Genomic DNA, 23,224 nt, shown 5'->3' with positions numbered 1-23,224 from the left:
TCCCTCTCCCTTTATATCTTTGCCAATATATCATGTTTCTTGCCATCCACTGCTGTCTGTACCTTCTCATAATTGAATTTCACGCCGTCATCTAAATCAATAGAAATACGAGCTAGGGCAAGATGGGCGATTTTCTCATCGTACTCTTTAGTCTCTTTCAATTGTTTAATCAGTTTTTCTTTCCGCTTTGTTGCAGAGGCCACATCACGAGCATTACTACTATTATCAATCGTTTCCTGCATTCGGGAAATCTCACTGTCATAAACTCGTTGCATCCTATGGAGATAATCAATACGCAGGTTGCCGATGGTATTCTCACTGTACCGATGAATATAGACCAACGCCTTAAATCCATCTTCTTTACCGCTGTCAAAAAGCCAGTAGATCGGTCGTTTCTGAAAAATTTTACAGTGGTCCTTGAAGAACTCTTTAAGAAAGTAATTACGAATAACATTACGAGATGTATTCCCTTTATTCCCCAAAGCTTTTGCAATAAAATTTAAATTTTCTTCAAAACTTTCTGTGCCAAAAGATTTCCTGAGAAATGTACAGAATATTCCAACAATATCATCTTCGAAATATTCTTCATCAGTAATTGGAATCACATTATCTTGGTTAGGAAGAAAAGTCCGATATTGACTTAATACCCACTCACCTCCAGCATAGGTAAGCCCATCGACATCAAGGCTGTAGCGACCAAATATACAACCTACGGCATAGGAAATGAAGGAGCGAACATCCCTGGTAAGATCGGCTTTGCGAATTGGAATATCTCGATCTTCAAAATCCAGTTTAATTTCTTGTAAGTTATATAACTCTGCAAAAACCTGATTTACTTTTAGTTCATTAGCAAAGATAATATTCGAATCATTCTCTTGATCCCTTTTCCAACCATCAAATGCTTGTTCTATATATATAGTATTTTGTGAAAGGAACGGATGCTTTTCAAAACCATAACTCGTTTCAAAAGAGTCCCAATCATGTCGAGCCAACTTTAAGGTTTCTCTTGTAAGATTTGTAACAATATCCTCCTTAGGCAACAAGATTGGTAATGCCTTTACATCCTTTACTTGTAAATTTATTGATGGGTTAAAAACATTAAAATATAACTCAGCAACTTTAGAATTTAGAAGGGCGAGAATCTCAAGTGAGTGTGAACTTATAGAAATTGATGGTCCTCCCTTATCAAAAATACAATCAGGTGGAAGGTACCTAAATCCTGTTCCACGGCTAGTAACAGCGGAATATGTTATACCTTCTTTGAACCAAAAATGTTCACTCAATAAATTCGAAGTTTTATTTGTTTGATAAAACTGTCTTGCAGGAGCCGACCAATCAATAACTATGTCCAAGTTGCCATAGTATTTTCTATAATCTCCACCTTTAGCATAGAATACCCAGTACTTTGATTGAATTTTATTAGAATCAACTTCCCAAAAGAATCTTAGATACTTATCATTGTTTCCGGTAATATTTTGTGATCCAGTAAACTCACCCAAAGAATCAATTTTCAAACCACGCTTGAAGTTTTCAATAAATGGTGAAGATACCCAATACGCAATAGGAGATCCAGGAATATCATTAAATAACTTACACTGGATATACTTGCAGTTTTCTTTCCTTAAAAAAGCTTGTTCTTTCAGCTTTGCATCCTTAAAATCAACTAATCTGAAAAAAGTCGAAACATAATCCGATACTTTATAATTTCTGATCACAAACGCGCATGTTTGCACTACATCGTTTCCAATCTCTTCAAACGCCTTTATACCAAAATGCAATAAACTTACAATATCATGTTTAGATATATTCCATCTTAGTTTTTCATAACTGCCCAAAAACATCCAACTGTGTTGAGTAATCATGGCGTGAAAGCGATTATCACGAGTTAAATTTTTACATTTTTCCATAAAAACAGCAAACATATCCACTTTACTATCAGGATATGTTTCTTTTATAAATTCCGAAAGTATGGGCCCTGTACCGCTACTACCCATATATGGAGGATTAGTTACTACAACATCATATTTCTGTGCCAATATAGTTGCAATTTCCACCAACCGTCTTAATTGTCGTTGATTATCATCCAGACCAATCATTTCAGACGTAACTTGACCTTCAAGCTCTCGATTATCAACAAACTTGTATACAAGCTCCCAGTTCAAGCTCTTTATATTCAAAATTGAACCGTACTCTTCAGCATTATACATAGTATCCAGCAGATACTCCAGCTGACTCAGGGCAGTGTTTTGCTCCATGTCATTCATACCTACACCAAAATACTTCAGTTGCTCCCGGTTTATCCCGTTACTCTCCTGAATTGCATAAACATTGCAACGTGTCTCACCATTCAATATCCGGCGATTGTATTGTCTTGCTTTCATCATCACCGCAAAATAGGCCAGTTGGTAAGCGCGATTGTCAATGTCCAGTCCATATAAATTATTCTCAACAATACTCTTGGCAGCATCACGCTGGCTGTAACCATAGCTTTCATATATCTGCAATAGTACATCGAAAGCATATACAAGAATATGGCCACTTCCCATACAAGGGTCAATCACTTTGATATCCTCAGGTTTGATACTCTTATATTCTTCCCGGATGGCATCCAGTTGTATTTGAACCTCGGTTTCCTGCTCAGCTTCATCCAGATAATACTTCCAGTCTGCTTTCAGATCATCATTAGGATGACCTTCAATCCATAAGCGGCCAAGACTGTTTTCCACCATGTAGCGCACGATCCAGTCTGGAGTAAACAATTGAGTCGCCGCAGGAATACGCTCTTTAGTAATTTTGACATTCTTCTTCAGCAAAGCAAAAGTTTCATCCTTCGGCTCTGTATTGTAATACTGATACATCCAGCCAATGATCTCAACCTGACCTTCTTTCTCCACATTGAAGTCATCCTCTGAAATATCATGAACCAGATGATAAACCACGCCATCCTTATCCGTGAAGGATACGTTCAGCAATAGTTCTGTATAGTCATTCGTCTTCTCAAACAGCTCCGGCAGAACGGCGTTCAGGGCATTGCATTGTTTGATAAAAAGCATACGAAACAATGCATCCAACTGATTTTCATTTTTCAATTGCAGGATATGCTCTTTTTCAGACAGTGTAAAGTCCAGTTCCGTATCAAACGGGGAAGTAACCAAATCAGGTTCGATCTTGGCGGGACTTTCCGAAGACAGTGCTCTATTTCGGGACGGAAGGTAATCATTCACTTCCATAAAGCGTACAGCAATAAGACGGTTAAACCAGGTATAGGCCACTTCTTCAATGACACTATTACGGGCAGTCTGATAATCTGTTTGCCCTGTTTTATTCGCAATAACTTCGGCAAGATTACGCCGCTGTTCGATCTCAATCCCAGTAATCGAATAAGGCTCCCTTGTACCTATATCAAAAAATTGAACACCACTTGTAGACTGCGGCAGGGGACTTTTGATCTCTTTATCGGTAATACCCAACAATCCTGCCTTATAGGTGATATCTGCGATAAGCTTGTTTCTAGCCCATATCGCAAAATTTTTAATCGCTATTTTGTTCATTCTCTGCTTCTTTCTCCTTTAGAATTCAATATTAATAATGGAATCCCCATCCAGCTCTTGTAGAATTCGTTCTCTTAGAACAGCCATATACTTATCCACATCCTCCGGTGTTTCTACCTGCCAGGAGGAAGAATGGTTAACCATCTTAATACTAATATTTCTTCTTCTCTTGATCTTAGGCAGTGGTATATGCTCCTGCTTCTGACTTTCATCTGTAGTGTATGATTGCTGTTTTTCCTTCACTACTTCAAGAACAAGCTGTTCATCTTTTCGATCCAGCTCATTAAGCAGCCGAACTTTCAAAGTATCTGCCTCAACCTTAACATTTTGCAAGGTTGCGACATTACTACAAGATCTGGCCTTATCCACAATCTCGTCAAACAGTCTGCGGAATCGGAGCATGAATTGCTCCTTATAGACCTTGCTGTCCAGAACAGCAAACACCCTTTCCCGAGCATCTTCAATTGCCGTGATTACCGGGCCCTCCAGCTCATCCAACAGCTTGGAGTACAACTCATTGAAGTCATTCAACAGTGTCGGTAGCTTCGAAATATCACTATACGGCTTATCCTTCTTTAGAATGAATTTCATCTCATTCACAACCTGCTCAATTTCTTCATTCACGATAAAGGTTTTGCTATCCTCAAATATTGCTATAGATCGTAAAGCTTTTTCATAGAAAGTTTTCTGCTCGCCTTTAAAGAACAGTTTAACCGGATCATAGTCTTCGGCAAAATCCAGATAAGCATCCCGTTCGGCATAAATTTTCTTAAAGAAATCAACTGGTGATTGGATTTGAACGATTGCCCGCAGCAGGTTTTTTCCAGATGTTACTACTCGCTGTCCTGGCAGAGACTTGCTGTGATACATGATTTCCAGCTTCTCCAGTTCATTGATCAGGTCGCGACTGTAATTCTTAAAACTGTTCATTACAGCATCTTCATCCTCGACTCCACCAGAAGTGCCAAACAATTCTTTCATGACCTCTCGAGCAACCTTTTTCTGGTTGTCACTGGCTTTCTCTCTTCTTTCGGTCAGCAGCTTCTCGACATATTCCCGCTTGGTCATATAGCGAATGATTTCCTCAACCGTTTTATTCTGCAGAGTCACTCCAGTTCCATTTACGGTAAAAGAGATTTCTCCATTTTTAAAGAGCTTGGCCACGAGCCATTTCACATCATCTTCAACAAAGCCGTAAGGAGCTTTCATGAAACGATCCATAAGACTCTTCATAGAAGTCTTCTGATGCAGCGAGGAATTACCGGCTATATATTGGAGCATATCATTCAAGGCATGAATATTAGGTTCTGCATTCTCTCCTAGGTCAAATACGGACTGATGAGAAGGCTTGAACAGTTCCCGGATATTGCCCTCCCCCATGCCCTCATTAATGTAAGTAAGTTTATGATAGACGGTAGACACAAGGCGACCTAGCGCATCGTTGATTCTAGACGACACTTCCTTTGAGCCAATTGCCGCCTTATCACCATTCACATAAATATTTGCATTCTTCATGGATTCGATCAAAAACAGTCTCGCATTGCCTTGTCTTTCGCGCATTTCAACATTTTTCTGTTCTTTAATCTGCTCAAACTTAGCCAACGTACTGGAGGTAGTAAGCCGCAAATACTTCTCTATCTTCAATGCTCTCCTGATTTCATCCAGAAAGGCCGAATCATCGGGAAGCACAATTAGAACTTCTTTTCCCTGCCCCGACATCATACGCAAAGTAATTTCATCATATTCGTAATCCGAATTTGGAGTAATTATACTTACTCCGATATCGTGATTTTGATTCCCCTTATACGGACGGTTGTCCACAATTTGATTAAAGGCAAAGCTATAACGTCCATTTAATGCAGGATACCGATACTTTTTATCTATGAAAATATCTTCAAAAATTAGTTCAGAAACTTTATTTCCAACCTCTGTAACCTCTACATTCTGGCTGTCAATTTCGCGATTGATTTCTTGTTCCTCATCTGTCAGAAACACATAAATTTCACCATGCTTCTGTATCAGTGTCTGACTGGATAACGTTCTGAGAGCTTCTTCTACATTCTTCTTCAATTCAATTCGATCCATATCCAGACTGGAGATCATCAAACTGGTGATATTGTCAATATTAGCGGTGATTTCGTTGACGTATTTAATCATAAACAACGTTTTCAAGACATTGACAGCAAAACAATCATTCAACTTATCCGGGTTGATGATATTATTGTCAACAGCCTTAAGAATAACGCCTTTGTGACTATGATCCAAAAACTGATGCAGGGCATCATAGAATACGTTGAAGGGAACTAGTGTCCCAGCTGGAAGATCCATTAATTTCACCGCAGATTCTTTAAACAGCGCAATCATGGAACGTTCGCCCTCGGAGAGATGTTTGCCTGAAGCACCGTGGGTTCTAATGGAGGTCAGAACACTTCCTAGCAAGTTAAACTGATACGGAACAAAAGGATACACGTTGGCAAAATCACTTTCGTCTGTATATAGTTTCTTTTCAACCCCGTCATTGAAGACAATCAGATTTTTTATAATCGTAGCTTTCTGTTCATATAGTAATTTTAGTGTCTGCTCCGCTGTTATATTTTTATCCAGAATTCTCTTCTTAATAACCTCATCTACATTGGCAGAGGAAAGGGAGAGGCGAGTATCAAACCGCCCCTGAATCTTGGAGAAGTCATTGCCTTTCGTCTGGGTAATAGAGTCAATATCCTGTTGGCTGGTCACAACAATCCAAACCTTGCCCTGGCAAGCAGTCCCTAAATCCTCAGTTACGGTTTGCAAGTTTAGCATCAACCTGGAGTCATCACCAATGTATTGACCGATCTCATCCACTAAGAAGACAACATGATGATTATTCCCCCGACGATCTATGTAGGCTTTCACTAATCGCGCAAAATTCTCGATACTAATATTGTAAGGCTCAGTGGCCCTTTCACACCAGTTGCGAGCAGCAGCCTCACTCATAAAATCCATTCCATTCAGCACGTCAACGATACTATCCTGTATAAAATCGAACTTGTGCCTTGAATCTTCCCAGACTTTACCGAAATCCTGCGCAAATAAGCTTTTGAATTCCTCGTAGCGACCTTCTTCTGCAAGCTGCCTTTCCAGATCCGCAAGAAATGGAATGGAGCCACAGAAACCCATCATTTCATTAAAAACTTTAAGAAAAACAGATATGATAGCATCCTTAGAATTCTTACCAGTCATCTCACTTTTGGAATCGATATTGAAGAGGACCACATCGGTTGGGACACTGGCAGCCAGCTTCATATCTGCGAGTACCATACTATCGTTAATTTTGTTATCCTCGATAAAATAATCAAGCGCCCTTTTTCCATCAACTTCTTTATTGTCAAGCAGGTAGGAGAGAATCTTCAGAAAGTGAGACTTACCACTCCCAAAGAAACCGGAAATCCAGACACCCATTTTATCGGTATGACCATTAATTCCTTTCCTGTAGCTGGAAAAGAAGTCCGCAAAGTAATTTTGTAGTTCCCTCGTGACAACATATTCTTCAAGCTCCTGCTTGATATTGACTTCATCGCCCTGGCCCACTTTGATAACACCTTTAATGTCCCGATCAATCGGTTTTGCGAACATATCATGTATATTCAATACGTACACTCCTCAATCTACAAGCCTGAATGCTCTGTAGTAGTTATCATCTTTGATTTCAGAAAACAGAACTAATTCCTGACCATCATATTTACCAGGAAAAAACATCACCACTGGTACGCGATCAATCGCTTGATGCAGGTTGTTCAATATTTTGTGCGACCGCAGCAATGGGTAGCACTTCCCAATTCCAGTCAGCAACACTACAGCATTCTGTGGTGTCCGTTCCTGAATGTACTGTACAATGACACTTGCATCATCGTTGATCTGCAATAAACGTCCAACTGCATTGATAATTCGCACCATACCTTTTCTTTTCTCGAATTGGAAACATTGTTCCATAAAGTCTTCCTGCTCTAATAAATCAATGATCACGTCATATAGATCAAAAACTGCAAGTTCAAAACCTTCATGCGCTTTAGAAATCCTGTTCTTCATCTCTTCGATCCGTTCTCTTACGACAAGTTCTTTCTCTGCTGGATAATCGAACACATAATAGCCAACTTCGTTTCCAAGACCTTTGTTTTGACGAAAACCCGGCGTCCTAATCATTCGCTCCGCTTCGTCCAATCTTTCTTCCAAGCTTGCCATTTCACCTTACCCCCGTAAGGGCATGAAGCATTAAATCCATGCCATTGTTCTTCAGACATTCCACCAGTTTCTGGTCCAAGATTGGTTTCAAAACTTTTCTATTGCCCACTGCACGATCTGTTAAACCGGATTCCATCAGCAGTGTTTTATAACAAGTACTCAGCCTCTTTATGGTATAGTCCGTCCATTTCGCAACCTTTTCACTTTGTATCTGCTTGTCCTTAAAGAAAATTCGGATCTCACTATCGGCTAACTCCTGGCTGCCCATAATTAGTTTCTCCCGATAAACCTCATAAACAAAATCAAAGAAAAGACTGTCCGTTTGCATAATTGCCATAAGCGTAATAATCTTTTGTGTGGAAACATCACTTTGTTCAAATAGACGATAAAAGGATGGGTCCAAGCCTTTTACACGATTGACCATTGCATTGAAAATCTGAGTAGCTCTTGCCTGCGACGGAGCAGCAAAAATATTCTCCTCCATATTTATCCTTTTAATTTCTTCAAATGAATTCCCATTATTCATCAAGTAAATTACTTTACGAAACTCGGAAAACCAGAAGGAAAGCTTCACCATTCCTGCACTATATTTTGTTCTCTTCATCTCTTCCATTCACCTAATACTCTCTCGTTTTTGTTGAAAAGAACTTCTCATTCCATGTTCAGAACTTATTACCATCTCTACGATATCCCCGAAGTCACATTCTAATGTACGACATACTTTTACCAATACCTCCATCGAAACAAACTCATTGTTTGAGAGCTTCGTTAAGGTATTTGGGCTTATTCCAGTCATTTTTCGCAAGTCTGTTTTCTTCATATTCTTGTCAATTAGCAGCTTAAATAGCTTGTTATAGCACACTTCCATCATGAACACCTCGATTACACCTATCTATAATTCCCTATAGAACACTTTAACATATTATTTCTTATATTTGTATTAAATATGTATAGAAACTTGCGATTATTACTCACACATCAGAGTGCTTGATAACAATGACGATTATATCCAGCATTTATGCATACTCAAGATAAACTAAGCCCTGTACAAAGAAACCTAATTACCAAAAATCCAAAGGAGCTGAATTCTTTTTTTAAAAATGTATTCCTAATTACTGGAAAATCAAATCCGTTCCAACTCCACAATTCCACATAAGCAGAACACAAAACCTCCAAAAGGATAACAAAATCACACCCTTTACCTCTATCAAGGAATAGTTGTTTGAAGAATTAATCCATGTGCACTAAGGCATTATTAGTTGATCTGTATGCTGGAAAAGCCTTCAGATCAACCTAGTTTTCATAATAAATAAAAGGCCCACCATGGTCTGCATTGTTAAGAAGCGTGGCGGAATCTACTACTATAACAATATACGAATTGTAAGATATGGTCATTTTATAATACATCATACAAACTATCTCTAATATTCGGCACCGTTTGGACACTCAGCTCAGATTCCAAAAAAATCACAACGAAAAAATATATAGTCTTCCCCTATCTGCTTTTTCAAGTTTGCTCACAAAAATGCTGAAGAAATCGAGAATAACCGCATCATAAAACCTGAAAAAACAAGTAGTGTCTGCCCCTTTGCGGTCATGACCGCATATGGAATGACTTTTTTCAGATCAAGCAGATAAATGCCGCTCAACTAATCAATAACAAAATTAAGACCTTCTTAGAAATACACCCTCTTTCTTTTGCCTTCCACAGCGAAAGGGATGCTTGAAATCAGGTATACAGGATTCCCTTTAATCCGCAAACTGTTGATAAGATTACGCAAACCATGTGCCGAATCCCCACACATCGAAAATAATGGTTACAGCTGCGCACAATTATTCATTTACTAATGCAACAATTTAATCATTTAACTTTGCCATTCCATATTGAGCATGTGTCGTACCGCCATCCAGATCTCCAAGGCTACTCTTTTCTGTATAATTAAATCTGCGGTCTACGCAGACAGAGGCTGATACAGAATCGTTATTCATGAAAAAAGCTTTAACCCAATCCTTGCTGTTGGGAAGCTGATCAAAACATGACCTTGCACCACTTCCCCCTCTTTCATCTTCAACCCAAACACCCTCTCCAGCTCTTTCCGACAAATTTACACTTGCAGCCCTTTTTATACACATCTGCCTTAAATTCAACAACAAACCGTTCTCCTCTTCGACGAGGAAGTCTATGACATATTTCAAATACAAGGGATTTGCAGTGGAATCTACTCCAACAACTCAATACCATTCTGCGGCGTATGCAACGACAACTCATGGATCCGTCGCCTCAACCTAGCGCATGTAGCTATAGCCGATGATTCATCACATCCTCCAACATCACACACCATTCAGAACCAGTGCTTTATCCATACCCTCTTTTTCGTCGTTCCAGCTCAGTGCAGCCATGAACCATGCTGCCGAGCACCATACTCCATGCCTCTGCAAGGGGCGGGGTGACTATGAACATCACATCGTCATTATCGATCAACGTGTATGAATATTCATCTTTCAAGATTTATTATTAATTTAACTTGAAAACCAGGGATTTTCGCATTAAAAAACCTCTCTGTCCACTAAACAGATTAGACTTGAATTCCTTTCCTACACCACCGACTAAAGACTCTAGTTCATACAAAAAAACCGAGAAAGGCACTTTATTTAAAAGTGTCTTTCTCGGTTATAGTTTATTCGTCCGTTACGTTAACTAGCTAGATTGCCCTTCCATCGCTCTAATAGATTCATCCACCTTCACCATCATGGAACATTCGACTCTTTTACGGAAGACGTCACAGCTGAAGTCATATGTTCCGACCAGAGAACCCGTCGCGTGCAGTGCATTGGCAGGACAACCACCGCTGCAGTAGAGTTTAGCCCAGCAGTCCTTGCATTCCGGCTTCGAGTAGCAGTTGCTCTCTTTGAATTGACATTGCAGCTCAGGCTTTGTGATGCCATCCCAGAGGTTCCCCATGCTATACTCTTCATCCCCTACGAACTGGTGGCAAGGAAAAAGCTCTCCCCAAGGGGTGACGGCAAGATATTCCGTTCCTGAACCACAGCCAGTGATTCTCTTCTGGATGCAAGGCCCTTCTGAGAGGTCAAGCATGTAGTGATAAAAGGTAAACCCCTTGCCTTGTTCACCGCGACCGATCATTTCCTTGGCGAGAATTTCGTACTGGTTGTATATCTCCGGCAGGTCCTCCTCGGTAAGTGCATAGGGCTCCTTTGGATCACAGATGACCGGTTCCATCGAGATTTTGTCAAAACCAAGATCTGCGATATGAAATATATCGTTGGTGAAATCGACATTGTTACGAGTGTAGGTTCCTCGAACATAGTACTCTTGGTCCCCGCGCTTACGAACGAATTCCTTGAACTTCGGAACAATATGATCGTAGCTGCCTTTTCCGTTAACCGTTTGGCGCAGCCGGTCATGAACCTCTTTTCTTCCATCCAGACTCAATACGACATTGTACATTTCCTGATTTAAAAACTCGGTGACCTCATCGTTCAGCAGCATCCCGTTCGTCGTGAAGGTGAAGCGGAACTTCTTTTTGTATTCTTGTTCTTTACTTCTTGCATAAGCTACGATCTGTTTAACCACTTTCCAAGCTAAAAGCGGTTCCCCGCCGAAAAAGTCGATGTCCAGGTTTCGATGATGACCCGAATTTTCAAGCAGGTAATCGATAGCTTTTTGTCCAACCTCATAGCTCATGATTGCCCTATCTCCGTTGTATTTCCCTTGGCTAGCGAAGCAATAGTCGCATGACAAATTACAGGTATGCGCAACATTGAGGCAGAGTGCCTTAACATAAGTTTTCCGTTTTTTTAAATCGAGCGAGAGGTTCTCATACTCATCTTTTGTAAAGAGCTGTCCATCATTTTTAAGTTCCTCGATATCCGCGATGGTTTCTCGAATGTCGCTCTCGGAAATGCTGGAATCATCTTTATATTTATCCAACAGCGTTGTCACGATTTTTTCGGCAGAAGCTTTCTCATAATCCGCTATAATTTCATATGCTAGGTCATCAACAACATGCACCGAGCCACTATAGGTATCGAGCACAATATTGTATCCGTTTAGTTTATATTGATGAATCATACTTACTAATCAAGCTCCTTTTGCACACAAGTAGAAACGGCTTTGCCATCCTTTAGGGATAGTATCCATTTCTTAAAAATAGCCGCCCATCAGCAGAGCAATGGGCGGTAACATTCCGAATCCTATCTGTTCATTGCATTTTCACACTTCTGGTTTGCAACGCCGCAGGAAGTTTTACAAGCGGACTGGCAAGATGTCTGGCATGCGCCGCATCCGCCGTGTTTTGCGGTATCCATCAGTTTGCGGGTGCTCAGTGTTACGATTCTTTTCACGATAAATAACTCCTTCTGTAATTTCTTGTGTTCACTTTCACTTAATTTCCATGGAACATCGTAGCAACATCACGTAAGTACGTCTATGATTCCCGTCACCTAGCAGAGCAGAGAGAGGTTAAACATAAGCATCAACGTTAATTTTCGTGCAGTCGTTCATGCTTGTGATCATAGGATGCGGTAGCGGGAACCAGAGTAAGTGCAATGCTAAAAAAGTGAAACAAAAAAGAGACGGCAATGATGCCCTCTCTTCAATAACATTTTTTCTCATACTTGTCCTTAAAGTCCAATAAATATAAGGATTCATCATACTGTATCCTTCCTTACCAGTAGAGCGACACTCTCCGATTCCATATGCACCCTATGCGAACATCCCTCTCATTATCATGGCTATTGTTATGGTGGGAAGAAGTCGCGTAGAATTAGGGATTTTTGTAGGGAGTGTTTCTTGAATATTCAATGAAGTTATTTATTTTTATAATGTACTACGCCTTAGTTCATAAAAATATTGTACAATTGGATGCTTTAACTTCATCTTCTCGCTCATGTTTAAAATTCGCTTTTTCCCAACTCGTCTGTCCACTAAAGCTAGAATATTCAATAAGATATCATCGCTTTCTAAGCTCTCCTCTATGGAAATAGATAAATACTTAGTAGCTACAACAATAAAGTTCGATTTACTTAATGATGTCTGTGCTGACAAAAGCTCCTTTGCAACTTCTGATATTTTTCTGCTTCTTGCAATGACTATTAGCCGATCCTCCGGGATGATCCCCTTACTATCTTTTCTAACCGCTTCAATGTCTTCATGGTTAATAGGAATTTGAAGATCGGAATCATTCTTAATCTCCTGCTCCGTCTGATACCATCTAATTGAGCTAGTTCTATCATTCATATTAAGTACGTTCTTTTTATCTACCGAAATATAACAATCCCCTGATTTATCAGGTAAATAACGGTAACTGCTCGCGCGATATTCAACCCTGCCGTATAACGCAGGACAGAGAAAACTCTCCAGTTGTTGCTTCAATTTGCTCCAGGACATGTATCCTCCTATGTTTTATGTTATAAATACCTGCTCAGGCAGTCGTTCTATTATACAATACATAATACAATCCCACTAAAACCTGAATCATATCTTGATATAAAAACAGAGGTAACTTGAAATATTTGTTTTTTTCCTAATTCCCATTCATCTAATTCTCTATTTGTCACGTCTACATAGAAACAAGCCGATTAGGTATAGACCCCGTGGTCTGGCACCTAATCGGCTTGTTATGTTACGCCTCAAACGTTTTTACTTCGGTTATTAGTCTTACTCGGACAGATAATTCTATAACCAGTACAGGAAGTTTCAGAGCGGGTCGTATTGCTGCTTGGATGAATTATTTCTCCATTACTTATCGTGACCTTTACCCGGGTTTTCTTTTGAGTATTCAAAGGTCACTTTTACAGGCTCGCTCATATAACCAGTCGATAGATACGCCTCATTGGTTCCCTTTAAATTACCCGTAAGTTTGAATGTGAATTGGAAGCTTCCCGCGACTGTACTCTTCGTCTCATCTTCGAGTTGAACCTTGCCTTTCGGATCAAGCACCTTCAACTTCACATTTGTAAGGACGCCATTCATCAGCAATCCATCAATCGTTACTTTTTTCGCTTCCTCGTCAACCTTTACTTGTATGCCCTCAATGCCCTTCACGTCTACAGCGCCCGAGAGGTTATAGACACCAAACTCGTAGATGGAATATCCGTAATCGGTTGCTCTTTTTATGCCTTGTAACTTCATGTATCTTGCCTTGACCGGGTTGAACTGAATCGTTTCTTTGCCATCATGCGCGGTAATAATTCCGTCATTTGGCATGACATTGATCCAGTTCTGCTTATCGTTCGACACAAGAAGTTTGTATTTATCGGCACGAGCATATTCCCAATCGATTCGAACCGTATCCATTTCCTTCACTTCATCGAGATCGACCAGGAACCAAGTATTGTCCACGTATTCACTCGCCCATCTTGAAGCAGGGAATCCATCAACGGCTTTAGCCGGTGCATAATTCGCATTATTGCCTTCGGTCGACGAAGCTTCTACCGTTTTATTCTGCGCCAAATTGCCTATTAGGTAATAGACGCTTTCCTTCAGCGTATTGTACGCCTCATCTTTTATCGTACCCGCCTTCTTGAATTCATCCAGCTTTGCGTTAAAGCCTTGGAGATATTTGGTGACTTGCGCTGCATCGTTCCCTTCATAGCGCATCATCATTTCCAAATAGTTGTTCAAAGAACGCACCGTTGCAGAATTCGTAAATTGCTTCGCTTTTTCGAAGCGGTCGACTAGCGCTTTCATACCAGATGCATTCGTCGTTGCTTCGATAACATATGACTTTGTCACCATACGCCCCGCGGTAACGGTAATGTTAAGCTCATGTTTGCCAAGCTTGCCTGCAAGCGGAATAAGAGTACCCGCTGTATAAAGCTTGCCGTCATACGTCGCCGTCACTTTCGTCAGACCATCATCCGTTCTAAGCTTCCATGTAAAGGATACAGATTCTGAATCGGGCAGCTTCATCCCGCTCTGGAACGGATTGCCGTTCATCTGCACGTCTACCTCGGAAGGCGGAGCCTCATTGACCTGATACGTTCCTTTAACAAATTGATACAGCCAGTCGTAAAGAACGCGTGTCGCTGGATCTTTACTTACCGCAGTGTTATAGACTGCATTGTTGCCTTGATAATACGATTTGAAGCCATCCTTCATGAGCCCAGTCTTCGCACCACTGTTCAAGTAATCAATATACCGCTCGCGGAACACGCCGTCCGTCAGCATCCGATCATCGAACTCGAGTTCATTGGACATGCCATACTGCTTTGCCAGATTCGCAGAATCCTCCAAGCGCTCGATATCCGTTGGCTCGAAGAAGTAGTTAGGTTGGATCGTCACCGCATCGAAGCCGACATCCTTCCACATGAATGCTTTATAAGCGAAGAAGTGCGGAATCCAGAAGAACTTCAGGTCCTTGCCGCTAATTTGCATGTCATGCAGGGTGCTGCTCACCGAACGAATCAGATCCGGTCCGGATTGGCTTGTGCTGATTTGCTCTTCGAACCAGTACATACCTACAAGCTCGAGGTTAGCGTAACCTCTTGCTTCCCATCTCGATTTGACTTGCTGCAGCCACCATTGAACTGCTTTTTCACGGTTCGCAAGGGCTTTCTCTTTGCCAACGGAATCATTGAAGTTCAGCGATTCTCCACCTTGTTCAACAGCTCCGAAATTAGTGATCGATTCACCTGGATCCGGAATCATGAGGACAACCTTTTCCTTCACGCCAGACTCGTTCAGCGCATCGGATACTTCCTTAGCCGCTTCGTTTAACGCATCCATATCGCCGCCTACCGCAAAGGTTTTATCCAGATACCATTTCCAATCTTCCATATAAGCCCGCCCGCCGAAATCACGACCTGGATTTGGAGAGTTAATGCCAAGATACAGGACGCCGTCGAAGAGTCGATCCTTAATCTTGCCGTCCTTATCGACATAACTAATATTCGGAATGATCCGTTCTTTCGTCCAGATGCCTAAGTCATTCGCATATTGCCCGTTATACAAAAGTCCAAGATGCTCGATACCCGCTGTCGCCTCGCCTGCCGCCAAGAATTTCGGCCTATGCGTCGGAACGGTTACGGCTCCGGCAACTTTGCCGTCTTCACCGAGGATTTCAATCTCATCCACGAAGGTCATTGCACGCGTATGCATTGTGAATGTCACTTTCACATAGCGAGCATGGGCGATCTTCGCATCTGGGCCGATCGCTTTAATGCCGTCCTTGCTGCCGTCCCACACATAGGTCTCCGTGTATTTGCCGTCATTCCACAGCTTCTGCGTGGCATTGTCTTTGAGCAGTCCCCAGTTCACCTTGTCATCGGAGACGTACATCGATACCGTGAGTGGCACGAGTACATTGTTCGTTGGCCAATCTTCGAGGAAATTGACTTTAATACCCGTGATGGATTTCTTCGCCCCCAAATCAAACACAACTTCGCGTGTCTTACCCAAATGATGTCCAACCCATGCTACGTCGGATCTATTGCTTGCCCCATATATACCATCCGTAAGTGTGTTGCCTTCATCCGGATAGGAAACTTCCGGCTCTTGCGACCACTCATAAGATAAGCCCGCTGCAAGATTGTGATATACCGCCCCATACACTGACGCAATAACACCCTCCGTACCCGCTCCCGGTAGGTCTGATGGATTCGTCACCTCGACCGGATCGGCTTCGCCCGGCGGGTTCGCCGGTGTCTGTCCCTCTGTCTGTGTAGGCGGCAGCGCCTCTTCCGCTTGCGCGATCGGCATCATGGTTACGATCATGATCGCAACCATGACGAGAGCTAACCATTGTCTACTCCTCTTCATATCGTACGAACTCCCTTCTGATTCTCGAGTCAAGAAACATCAATCTCCTAAATGGTATGCGCTTCCATTCCAGCTTACCTCGATGCTCTTTCCTCCCTTCCGAGATTCCGACACGTCATAGAAGCTAATAACATATGTCAATGTCCTTAAAGTAACATTATGAAAAGTGGCCTTTCTTTCAAATAGATAATTAATGACATTGGGTATACACTTGTTGACATGAAGGCCTTCACGTCGCGTCTTTATAGGTATAAAGATAGCGTTTACCTCCTTAGGTCCTACCTATTTTTTATCAATATCCTCTAAGCAATCCGCCAAATAAAAAAACGCAACCCCTCGAGGTTGCGTCGTGTTTATATATGGTGGCGCCTAATTGCTGTGTTCTACTAAATTGATGCCCTATCCATAACCGAACGGATGCTTTTTATACTCTAAGGGGCTTGAGCCGACTCTATTTTTGAACACACGACTAAAATAGTACTGGCTCTTATACCCTACCTTCACGGCCAGATCCCCGATTTTGATATTCGGCATTACGTCATCCAGAATCTCCTTCGCCTTCGATATCCGAAGCTCGGTGACATAGTCAAGGAATGAAGCACCGATTTCTTGCTTCATACGCTTGCTAAGATAGGTTGGGTTGATATGAAATAGAGATGCTACTCGAGTAATAGACAGCTCCGGATCCTGATAATGACTGTCAATATACTCGGTCACTTTTTGGATAAGCACTGTTCCATCCCCCGTATACCCGGGAAGCCCCAGCTCCTTATCCACCCTGCTTTCATGTGAATGCAAAGGATATTTAGCCTGAAGGTGCTCATCGATCCGATGAAGCAGCTTGTTCAGATCACTCTTCGGCACAGGTTTCAATACATAATCGAATGCTTGCAGTTGCACGGCTTGACGCGCATATTCAAAGTTATCGTAGCCGCTGATGATTACAACTAGAACCGACGGGCAGCGTTCGCGCAATATATTTATCAGATCGAGCCCATTCATATTCGGCATGTTGATGTCCACAAGACATACATGTGGAGGGGCTTCCTCCACCATATTCAATGCTTCGTTTGCACTTTTCGCTTCTCCTGCAACTTCAAAAAGATACGAACTCTCCTCAATGTATTGTCGCAAGCCTTTGCGAATGATCGTTTCATCATCGACGATGACAATCTTCCACATCTTCATTCCGCTCCCCTTCCAAAGGTATTCGAATGACCATAACGGTAATGCCATCTTCGCTCTTCACTGCAAGGCCATATGGCACCCCGTAAGCTAGTCGAATGCGATGGTTTACACTGTATAGTCCAAAGCCTGTGGCAGAACGATCATATTTATCATCAAGAAGGGCTTGATTCATCTGTTCAAGCTTCTCTTCAGGAATCATAACCCCATTATTTTTAACCTTAATGACCAAATAATCGACCTGTTTATATGCTGTGATCGAAATTTTGCACTTTTGATCCCCAAGTGGCTTAATCCCGTGATAAATCGCATTTTCCACCAACGGCTGCAGCATGAAGCGAACGACTTGGCACTGAGCAAGCTTTTCATCATATCGAAGCTCGTAGTCCAGAATCTCCTCATATCGCACGCCTTGAATATGAAGATAACTCTCGACATGGTACAACTCCTGATCAAGCAGAATGTAGGGACTGCCTGTACCAAGCCCTAATCGGAAATACGCGCTAAGCGCTTCCACCATCTCCACCACATTGTCTGCTCCATGTTCCGTTGCCATCCACTGGATCGTATCCAATGTGTTGTATAAAAAGTGCGGCTTGATCTGCTCATGAATCAGTCTGAGTTCCATCTCCTTTCGGTCCTGCTCCACAGCGTATAACTGAATAAGCATGTCATTGAAGCTTCGCCCAAGATCGCCGATCTCATCCGAGCGCGTAACATCTGCTCGTATGGTTTGGTTGCCGTTCTGCACATTTTCCATTACCTGGCGAAGCGACTGAATTGGACGAATAATGGAAGAAGCAAGCAGCATCAGAAAGACGATAAACGCACTACCGATAAGAACGCCTACCAGCAATGCAGTCCGCTGGGTTTTGATCACCGCTAGCGATAGACTTGAATTCGGTACTTCGAGTACTAGCTTCCAGCCTTCCACATTTTGAATTGGAGCTTCAAATAAACTTATGTTCTTCTTATCTGCTGCATCATCCGCTCCATCTCCTTCACCCAGCTCTCTGCAATCGATGATAAGCTGGCCTGACTGGTCATATAGCATTACATCTTGAGCAATCTCCTTCATCTTCTTGACGGAGACGGCTGCGGCAATATAAGCTACCCCATCATTCACCGATGGATTCACACGATAGAGAATGACGACGATTTCAGCTGCATTCGCTTTGGATACGATCGGATTGCTCACCACATAATTGGAATCTGAATGTAGCAGTAGTTTTCGAAAGTAGGGTCGATTTAGTATCGAAAAAGGCTTGTCCCTTGCTGACCAGGAATTTCCGTGAATATCCACCACGCGTATGGATTCGTACTCTACTTGCTTTTTCGCCTCGAACTTATCGATCTCTTGCAGCAATTCATCTCGTGTCCAATGATGGTCCGAAGCTAGAGAAGCAAGCATGTCTATCTCACCGATGCGCTGATTAAACCAATAATCGATCTGGTCGCTGCGTGCATTAACCACTTGCTGCGTTAAGTTCTTATTCAAAGGGACAACCGTATGGTTCATCTCCAAATATATTGTTACAAGCAATGCAATGAACAGCAGCAAGAAGCAGCTTCCTGCGATTAACGTAATTTTTAAGTGAATTGTTTTCATTGTAATCATAGCCCTTCACAATATCCGTTTCTTACATGCCCGAAAAAGACAAAAAAACGCTAATCTGTGCAAATACATAATGCTGTACTAAATCTATAATAGGTCTTGTGCATATTTTCACATGAAATAACATTCATGTCTAGGCTAGAGATAAAGGATTTGCCTAGCAAATCTTCCTCTCCCTAGTGTATGTAACCAATTCACAACAGAATGAAGGAGATATTATGCGAACTCACACGAAAAAGCTGTTATCTATTCTACTAGTCCTCAGTCTTATGTTCACGCTTGCTGCCTGCGGCGGTAAAGAGGCAGCACCGGCTGCAGATGCAAACGGAGTTCAAGTCTTTGAAGGAGTTGGGCAAGGTAAACATGGCGATATTAAAGTACAAGTTTCCTTATTAGATAACAAGATCACTGACATTAAGGTAACAGAGCACAAGGAAAATGAAGTACTTGCAGAGCCTGTTTATACGCAGCTCAAGCAAGATGTCATGACAACTAACAGTGCAAAAGTTGATGCCATTAGCGGATCTACGGCTACAAGCAAAGGATATCTCGAAGCCATTCAAGATGCAATTACGAAGTCTGGACTTACTCTTGTCGCTGGCGCTGCAGTCAGTGGAAGCAAAGATAAAGAAGAAGCCGAGCAAACCTATGATGTTGTCGTCATCGGTGCCGGGGGTGCTGGTTTTAGTGCGGCTATCGAAGCGAACAGCGCTGGAGCTAATGTAGTTCTGCTCGAGAAAATGCCAGCTGTTGGCGGCAACACATTGATCTCCGGTGGTGAGATGAATGCGCCTGACAACTGGGTTGAACGTGCTCTTGGCATCACTGATGACACGGCTGACTTGTTCTATGATGATACGATGAAAGGCGGAGACAACCTCGGGGATCCTAAGATGGTTCGTATTCTTGCCGACAATGCACTAGCATCTGCCGAATGGCTGCGCGATGATATCAAGGTAGAGTTCTTACCTGATCATCTGTTCCAATTTGGAGGCCATTCCAGAAAACGTGCGTTGATTCCTGTAGGTCATACAGGTGCTGAATTAATTACCAAGTTAAAAGCCAAAACAGACGCTGACCGAATCACGATCAAAACGAATATGAAAGCTGAAACCTTGCTCAAGGACGAAAGCGGCAAAGTAACCGGTGTAACTGCGACTTCGGGTACTGGCGACAAGATCACATTCCATGCGAACAAAGGCGTCATCATCGCTACCGGTGGTTTTGGATCCAATGTAGAGATGCGTAAAAAATATAACCCTAAAATGGATGAAAAATATATGTCTACCGATACACCAGGATCTACAGGTGACGGTATCGTTATGGCAGAAACGATTGGCGCCAAACTGACAAACATGGAGAGTATTCAAACGTATCCAATCTGTAATCCTGAGACAGGTGTTATTTCCCTGGTTGCAGACTCCCGCTTCGATGGTGCGATCCTGATTAACCAAGAAGGCAAGCGCTTCGTTGAGGAATTAGAACGTCGTGACGTTATTTCTAAAGCAATTCTTGCCCAAACGGGCGGATATACGTATCAATTATGGAATCAAGGCATTGAGGATATCGGTAAAACGATCGAAGTTCATCAAGACGAATACGATCAACTCGTTAAACAAGGCTTGCTCTTTAAAGCCGATACGATTGAAGAGGCGGCTGATTTCTTCAAAATTGACGTGAACAATTTGAAAGAAACAATTAATAAAGTAAATGATTATGCGAAAACAGGTAAAGACCTTGATTTCAAACATCGCGGTGGATTGAAATCTCTTGAAAAAGGCCCTTACTACATCGAAAAAGCTGTACCATCCGTTCACCATACAATGGGCGGATTGGTGATCGACGAGAAGACTCGCGTATTGAATGAAAAAGGCGAAGTCATCCCTGGGCTGTTCGCTGCAGGTGAAGTAACAGGGGTCATTCATGGTGCAAACCGTCTTGGCGGTAATGCCATCGCTGATATCTTCACCTTCGGCCGGATTGCAGGCAAACAAGTTGTGGCAGAGTAATCTTATGTTTGTGTAACTGCTCTATTAATAAGTTAGCCTTAAAAACGTGCAAGATAGTTTGTTGAGTGCAGGTTGACTGCTAACTTTCAAGCTGCACTCTATGACATAGCAAACCGCCCTGTAAGCAACTTTGCGAACAGGGCGATTTTTTATGGTGGAGCCTAAGGGCTATGCTCGTCTAACTCGCGGCTCTTTTATCGTTATCCGTTAGTGGAATTAAAATTGCCCAATTATTTAGTGTCTACTTGACAAGGGTTTCTCACCAACAAAGCCACCGATTCCACATGCACCGTATGCGGGAACATATCCACCGGAGTTACCTCCACTGTCTTATACCCGCCATCCTCGAGCACCCGCAAGTCCCTTGCCAGTGTCGACGGATTACACGATACATACACCACTCGTTCCGGCTTCATCGCCAGAATCGTCTCCAAAAGTCGTGGATCGCAGCCCTTACGCGGAGGATCAACCACGATAACATCTGCCGTAATCCCCTGCTCTTTCCAGTTAGGGATTACATCCTCAGATGCACCTACCTCAAACACTACATTATCCATACCATTCAAAGTGGCGTTCGCCCGTGCATCCTCAATCGCTTCGCGTACGATTTCTACACCGTAGACCTGCTTAGCATGCTGTGCAAGGAACAATGAAATCGTACCGATCCCACAATAAGCATCTATAACAGTCTCGTTACCCGTTAGCCCTGCATATTCCACCGTCTTACCATAGAGGACCTCAGTTTGTGCCGGGTTAACCTGATAAAAAGAACGTGCAGAAATCGCGAATTTCACATCGCCGATATAATCGTAAATAACATCGTTCCCCCAAAGGGTACGGGTTGTATCTCCAAAGATTACGTTTGTCTGCTTAGTATTCACGTTCTGGCAGATGCTTGTTACGGCTGGGGTTTCGCGGCGGATCTCTGCTATCCATTCGTCAACATTCGGAATACGGTCACCGTTAGTAACAAGGACAACCATCATCTCACCAGTACGGAAGGCTTTCTTTACTACGACATGACGCAGTAAGCCTTTGCCAGATTCTTCGTCGTAAGCAGTAATGCGAAGCTTGCGTCCGATATCTTTCACCTTGCGTACAACGTCATCATTATCTTCATGCTGAATTAAGCATGTTTCCATATCGATGATGCGGTGACTGCCGCGCGCGTAGAAACCACCCACAAGTCCGCCTTCCGTTACGCCAATTGGCACCTGAGCTTTGTTGCGGTACCGCCAAGGCTCGTCCATGCCCAGTGTTGGGCGGACGAGAATGCCCTCTGTCTGAGCCGCCTCAGCGTCTCCGCCAGCAGCCCCACCACTCACCCGGAGCTTCCCAATCCGCTCCAGGTTGTCCACCACCAGCTGCCGTTTCCACGTCAGCTGCGCGGTGTAGTCCATATGCTGCAGCTGGCAGCCGCCGCATTGGTCATAGATCTCGCAAGGCGCCGCAATGCGGGCGCTGCTCGCCTCTATTAAATTCAGCAGCTTGGCGTAGCCATACTGCTTCTTAGTCTTGAGCACCTTTGCCCGGACCTTCTCCCCGGGAAGGGCTCCCTGCACAAAAAGGGTAAAGCCTTCAACGCGGCCTACCCCTTCACCTTCATGGGTCATGCCGATGATATCGAGCATAACCTCATCATTTTTATTCACAGGCAGTCCGGCGACAGGCGCCTTGCCGACTGGGCGGCTGGTGCTGCGTCCACTGCGGTGTTTACTCATTATTTATTGTTCACTTCTTTCATTATCATCGCTGTATAAACCCAATTAAATGTCTTCGATCATTATCATCGCTGTAATCTCACAGTGTCTTCGATCAAAGATCATCGCTATATATACCTAAAATATCTGTCCATGGACCC

15 protein-coding genes are annotated in these 23,224 nt (G+C 42.7%); 1 reads left to right on the top strand and 14 read right to left on the bottom strand.

What is annotated here, in order from left to right; translation table 11 throughout:
• Window positions 1–11 precede the first annotated feature (11 nt).
• From pglX to ACDZ28_RS11870, 13 genes are all read right to left on the bottom strand, one after another.
• Window positions 12–3,551: a BREX-1 system adenine-specific DNA-methyltransferase PglX gene (gene pglX, locus ACDZ28_RS11930; protein ID WP_375104759.1), complete on the bottom strand. Its 3,540-nt coding sequence runs from the start codon at window positions 3,549–3,551 to the stop codon at window positions 12–14.
• Between the two features lie 18 nt (window positions 3,552–3,569).
• Window positions 3,570–7,190 (bottom strand): BREX system P-loop protein BrxC, encoded by a 3,621-nt coding sequence (gene brxC, locus ACDZ28_RS11925; RefSeq protein WP_375104758.1) that lies wholly within the window; start codon window positions 7,188–7,190, stop codon window positions 3,570–3,572.
• A 3-nt stretch (window positions 7,191–7,193) separates the two neighbouring features.
• The gene (locus ACDZ28_RS11920) at window positions 7,194–7,772 is read right to left on the bottom strand and encodes a DUF1788 domain-containing protein (protein WP_375104757.1); all 579 of its coding nucleotides are present in this window, start codon (window positions 7,770–7,772) and stop codon (window positions 7,194–7,196) included.
• Between the two features lies 1 nt (window position 7,773).
• On the bottom strand, window positions 7,774–8,376 hold the full coding sequence (locus ACDZ28_RS11915; RefSeq protein ID WP_375104756.1) for a DUF1819 family protein: 603 nt from the start codon (window positions 8,374–8,376) through the stop codon (window positions 7,774–7,776).
• A 9-nt stretch (window positions 8,377–8,385) separates the two neighbouring features.
• A complete protein-coding gene (locus ACDZ28_RS11910) occupies window positions 8,386–8,640 on the bottom strand; it encodes a helix-turn-helix domain-containing protein (protein WP_375105341.1) in 255 nt (84 codons plus the stop codon).
• A gap of 989 nt (window positions 8,641–9,629) precedes the next feature.
• Window positions 9,630–9,875 (bottom strand): hypothetical protein, encoded by a 246-nt coding sequence (locus ACDZ28_RS11905; protein WP_375104755.1) that lies wholly within the window; start codon window positions 9,873–9,875, stop codon window positions 9,630–9,632.
• Window positions 9,876–10,128: 253 nt separating this feature from the next.
• Window positions 10,129–10,278 carry a hypothetical protein gene (locus ACDZ28_RS11900; RefSeq protein ID WP_375104754.1) on the bottom strand — a complete coding sequence of 50 codons (150 nt, stop codon included), beginning with the start codon at window positions 10,276–10,278 and terminating at the stop codon, window positions 10,129–10,131.
• Window positions 10,279–10,470: 192 nt separating this feature from the next.
• Complete coding sequence (gene scfB / locus ACDZ28_RS11895; RefSeq protein ID WP_375104753.1) at window positions 10,471–11,865, bottom strand: thioether cross-link-forming SCIFF peptide maturase; 1,395 nt, start codon at window positions 11,863–11,865, stop codon at window positions 10,471–10,473.
• 122 nt (window positions 11,866–11,987) lie between these two features.
• Window positions 11,988–12,137 carry a six-cysteine ranthipeptide SCIFF gene (gene scfA, locus ACDZ28_RS11890; protein WP_076098734.1) on the bottom strand — a complete coding sequence of 50 codons (150 nt, stop codon included), beginning with the start codon at window positions 12,135–12,137 and terminating at the stop codon, window positions 11,988–11,990.
• Window positions 12,138–12,612: 475 nt separating this feature from the next.
• Window positions 12,613–13,182 carry a hypothetical protein gene (locus tag ACDZ28_RS11885; RefSeq protein ID WP_375104752.1) on the bottom strand — a complete coding sequence of 190 codons (570 nt, stop codon included), beginning with the start codon at window positions 13,180–13,182 and terminating at the stop codon, window positions 12,613–12,615.
• 351 nt (window positions 13,183–13,533) lie between these two features.
• Window positions 13,534–16,554 (bottom strand): DUF4855 domain-containing protein, encoded by a 3,021-nt coding sequence (locus ACDZ28_RS11880; RefSeq protein WP_375104751.1) that lies wholly within the window; start codon window positions 16,552–16,554, stop codon window positions 13,534–13,536.
• A 399-nt stretch (window positions 16,555–16,953) separates the two neighbouring features.
• Complete coding sequence (locus tag ACDZ28_RS11875; protein WP_375104750.1) at window positions 16,954–17,742, bottom strand: response regulator; 789 nt, start codon at window positions 17,740–17,742, stop codon at window positions 16,954–16,956.
• A complete protein-coding gene (locus ACDZ28_RS11870) occupies window positions 17,711–19,348 on the bottom strand; it encodes a sensor histidine kinase (RefSeq protein WP_375104749.1) in 1,638 nt (545 codons plus the stop codon). Before ACDZ28_RS11870 ends, ACDZ28_RS11875 begins: the two co-directional genes overlap by 32 nt.
• A gap of 224 nt (window positions 19,349–19,572) precedes the next feature.
• Here ACDZ28_RS11870 and ACDZ28_RS11865 point away from each other — a divergent pair, with 224 nt between their 5' ends.
• Window positions 19,573–21,363: a flavocytochrome c gene (locus tag ACDZ28_RS11865; protein ID WP_375104748.1), complete on the top strand. Its 1,791-nt coding sequence runs from the start codon at window positions 19,573–19,575 to the stop codon at window positions 21,361–21,363.
• A gap of 230 nt (window positions 21,364–21,593) precedes the next feature.
• Here the strand turns inward: ACDZ28_RS11865 and rlmD are convergent, their stop codons facing one another.
• A complete protein-coding gene (gene rlmD, locus ACDZ28_RS11860; RefSeq protein ID WP_375104747.1) occupies window positions 21,594–23,084 on the bottom strand; it encodes a 23S rRNA (uracil(1939)-C(5))-methyltransferase RlmD in 1,491 nt (496 codons plus the stop codon).
• Window positions 23,085–23,224 lie beyond the last annotated feature (140 nt).

Source organism: Paenibacillus sp. RS8 (assembly GCF_041956825.1).
Lineage (GTDB): Bacteria > Bacillota > Bacilli > Paenibacillales > Paenibacillaceae > Paenibacillus_AQ.
This window is presented reverse-complemented; position numbering and strand designations above follow the sequence as displayed.

Bases quoted from the DNA above. Each gene is read 5' to 3' on its own strand.
- ACDZ28_RS11920 (WP_375104757.1), bottom strand. From the start codon at position 7,772: ATGGCAAGCTTGGAAGAAAGATTGGACGAAGCGGAGCGAATGATTAGG.
- ACDZ28_RS11865 (WP_375104748.1), top strand. From the start codon at position 19,573: ATGCGAACTCACACGAAAAAGCTGTTATCTATTCTACTAGTCCTCAGT.
- ACDZ28_RS11875 (WP_375104750.1), bottom strand. From the start codon at position 17,742: ATGAAGATGTGGAAGATTGTCATCGTCGATGATGAAACGATCATTCGC.
- scfB (WP_375104753.1), bottom strand. From the start codon at position 11,865: ATGATTCATCAATATAAACTAAACGGATACAATATTGTGCTCGATACC.
- ACDZ28_RS11870 (WP_375104749.1), bottom strand. From the start codon at position 19,348: ATGAAAACAATTCACTTAAAAATTACGTTAATCGCAGGAAGCTGCTTC.
- ACDZ28_RS11915 (WP_375104756.1), bottom strand. From the start codon at position 8,376: ATGAAGAGAACAAAATATAGTGCAGGAATGGTGAAGCTTTCCTTCTGG.
- ACDZ28_RS11880 (WP_375104751.1), bottom strand. From the start codon at position 16,554: ATGAAGAGGAGTAGACAATGGTTAGCTCTCGTCATGGTTGCGATCATG.
- pglX (WP_375104759.1), bottom strand. From the start codon at position 3,551: ATGAACAAAATAGCGATTAAAAATTTTGCGATATGGGCTAGAAACAAG.
- ACDZ28_RS11885 (WP_375104752.1), bottom strand. From the start codon at position 13,182: ATGTCCTGGAGCAAATTGAAGCAACAACTGGAGAGTTTTCTCTGTCCT.
- ACDZ28_RS11910 (WP_375105341.1), bottom strand. From the start codon at position 8,640: ATGGAAGTGTGCTATAACAAGCTATTTAAGCTGCTAATTGACAAGAAT.
- rlmD (WP_375104747.1), bottom strand. From the start codon at position 23,084: ATGAGTAAACACCGCAGTGGACGCAGCACCAGCCGCCCAGTCGGCAAG.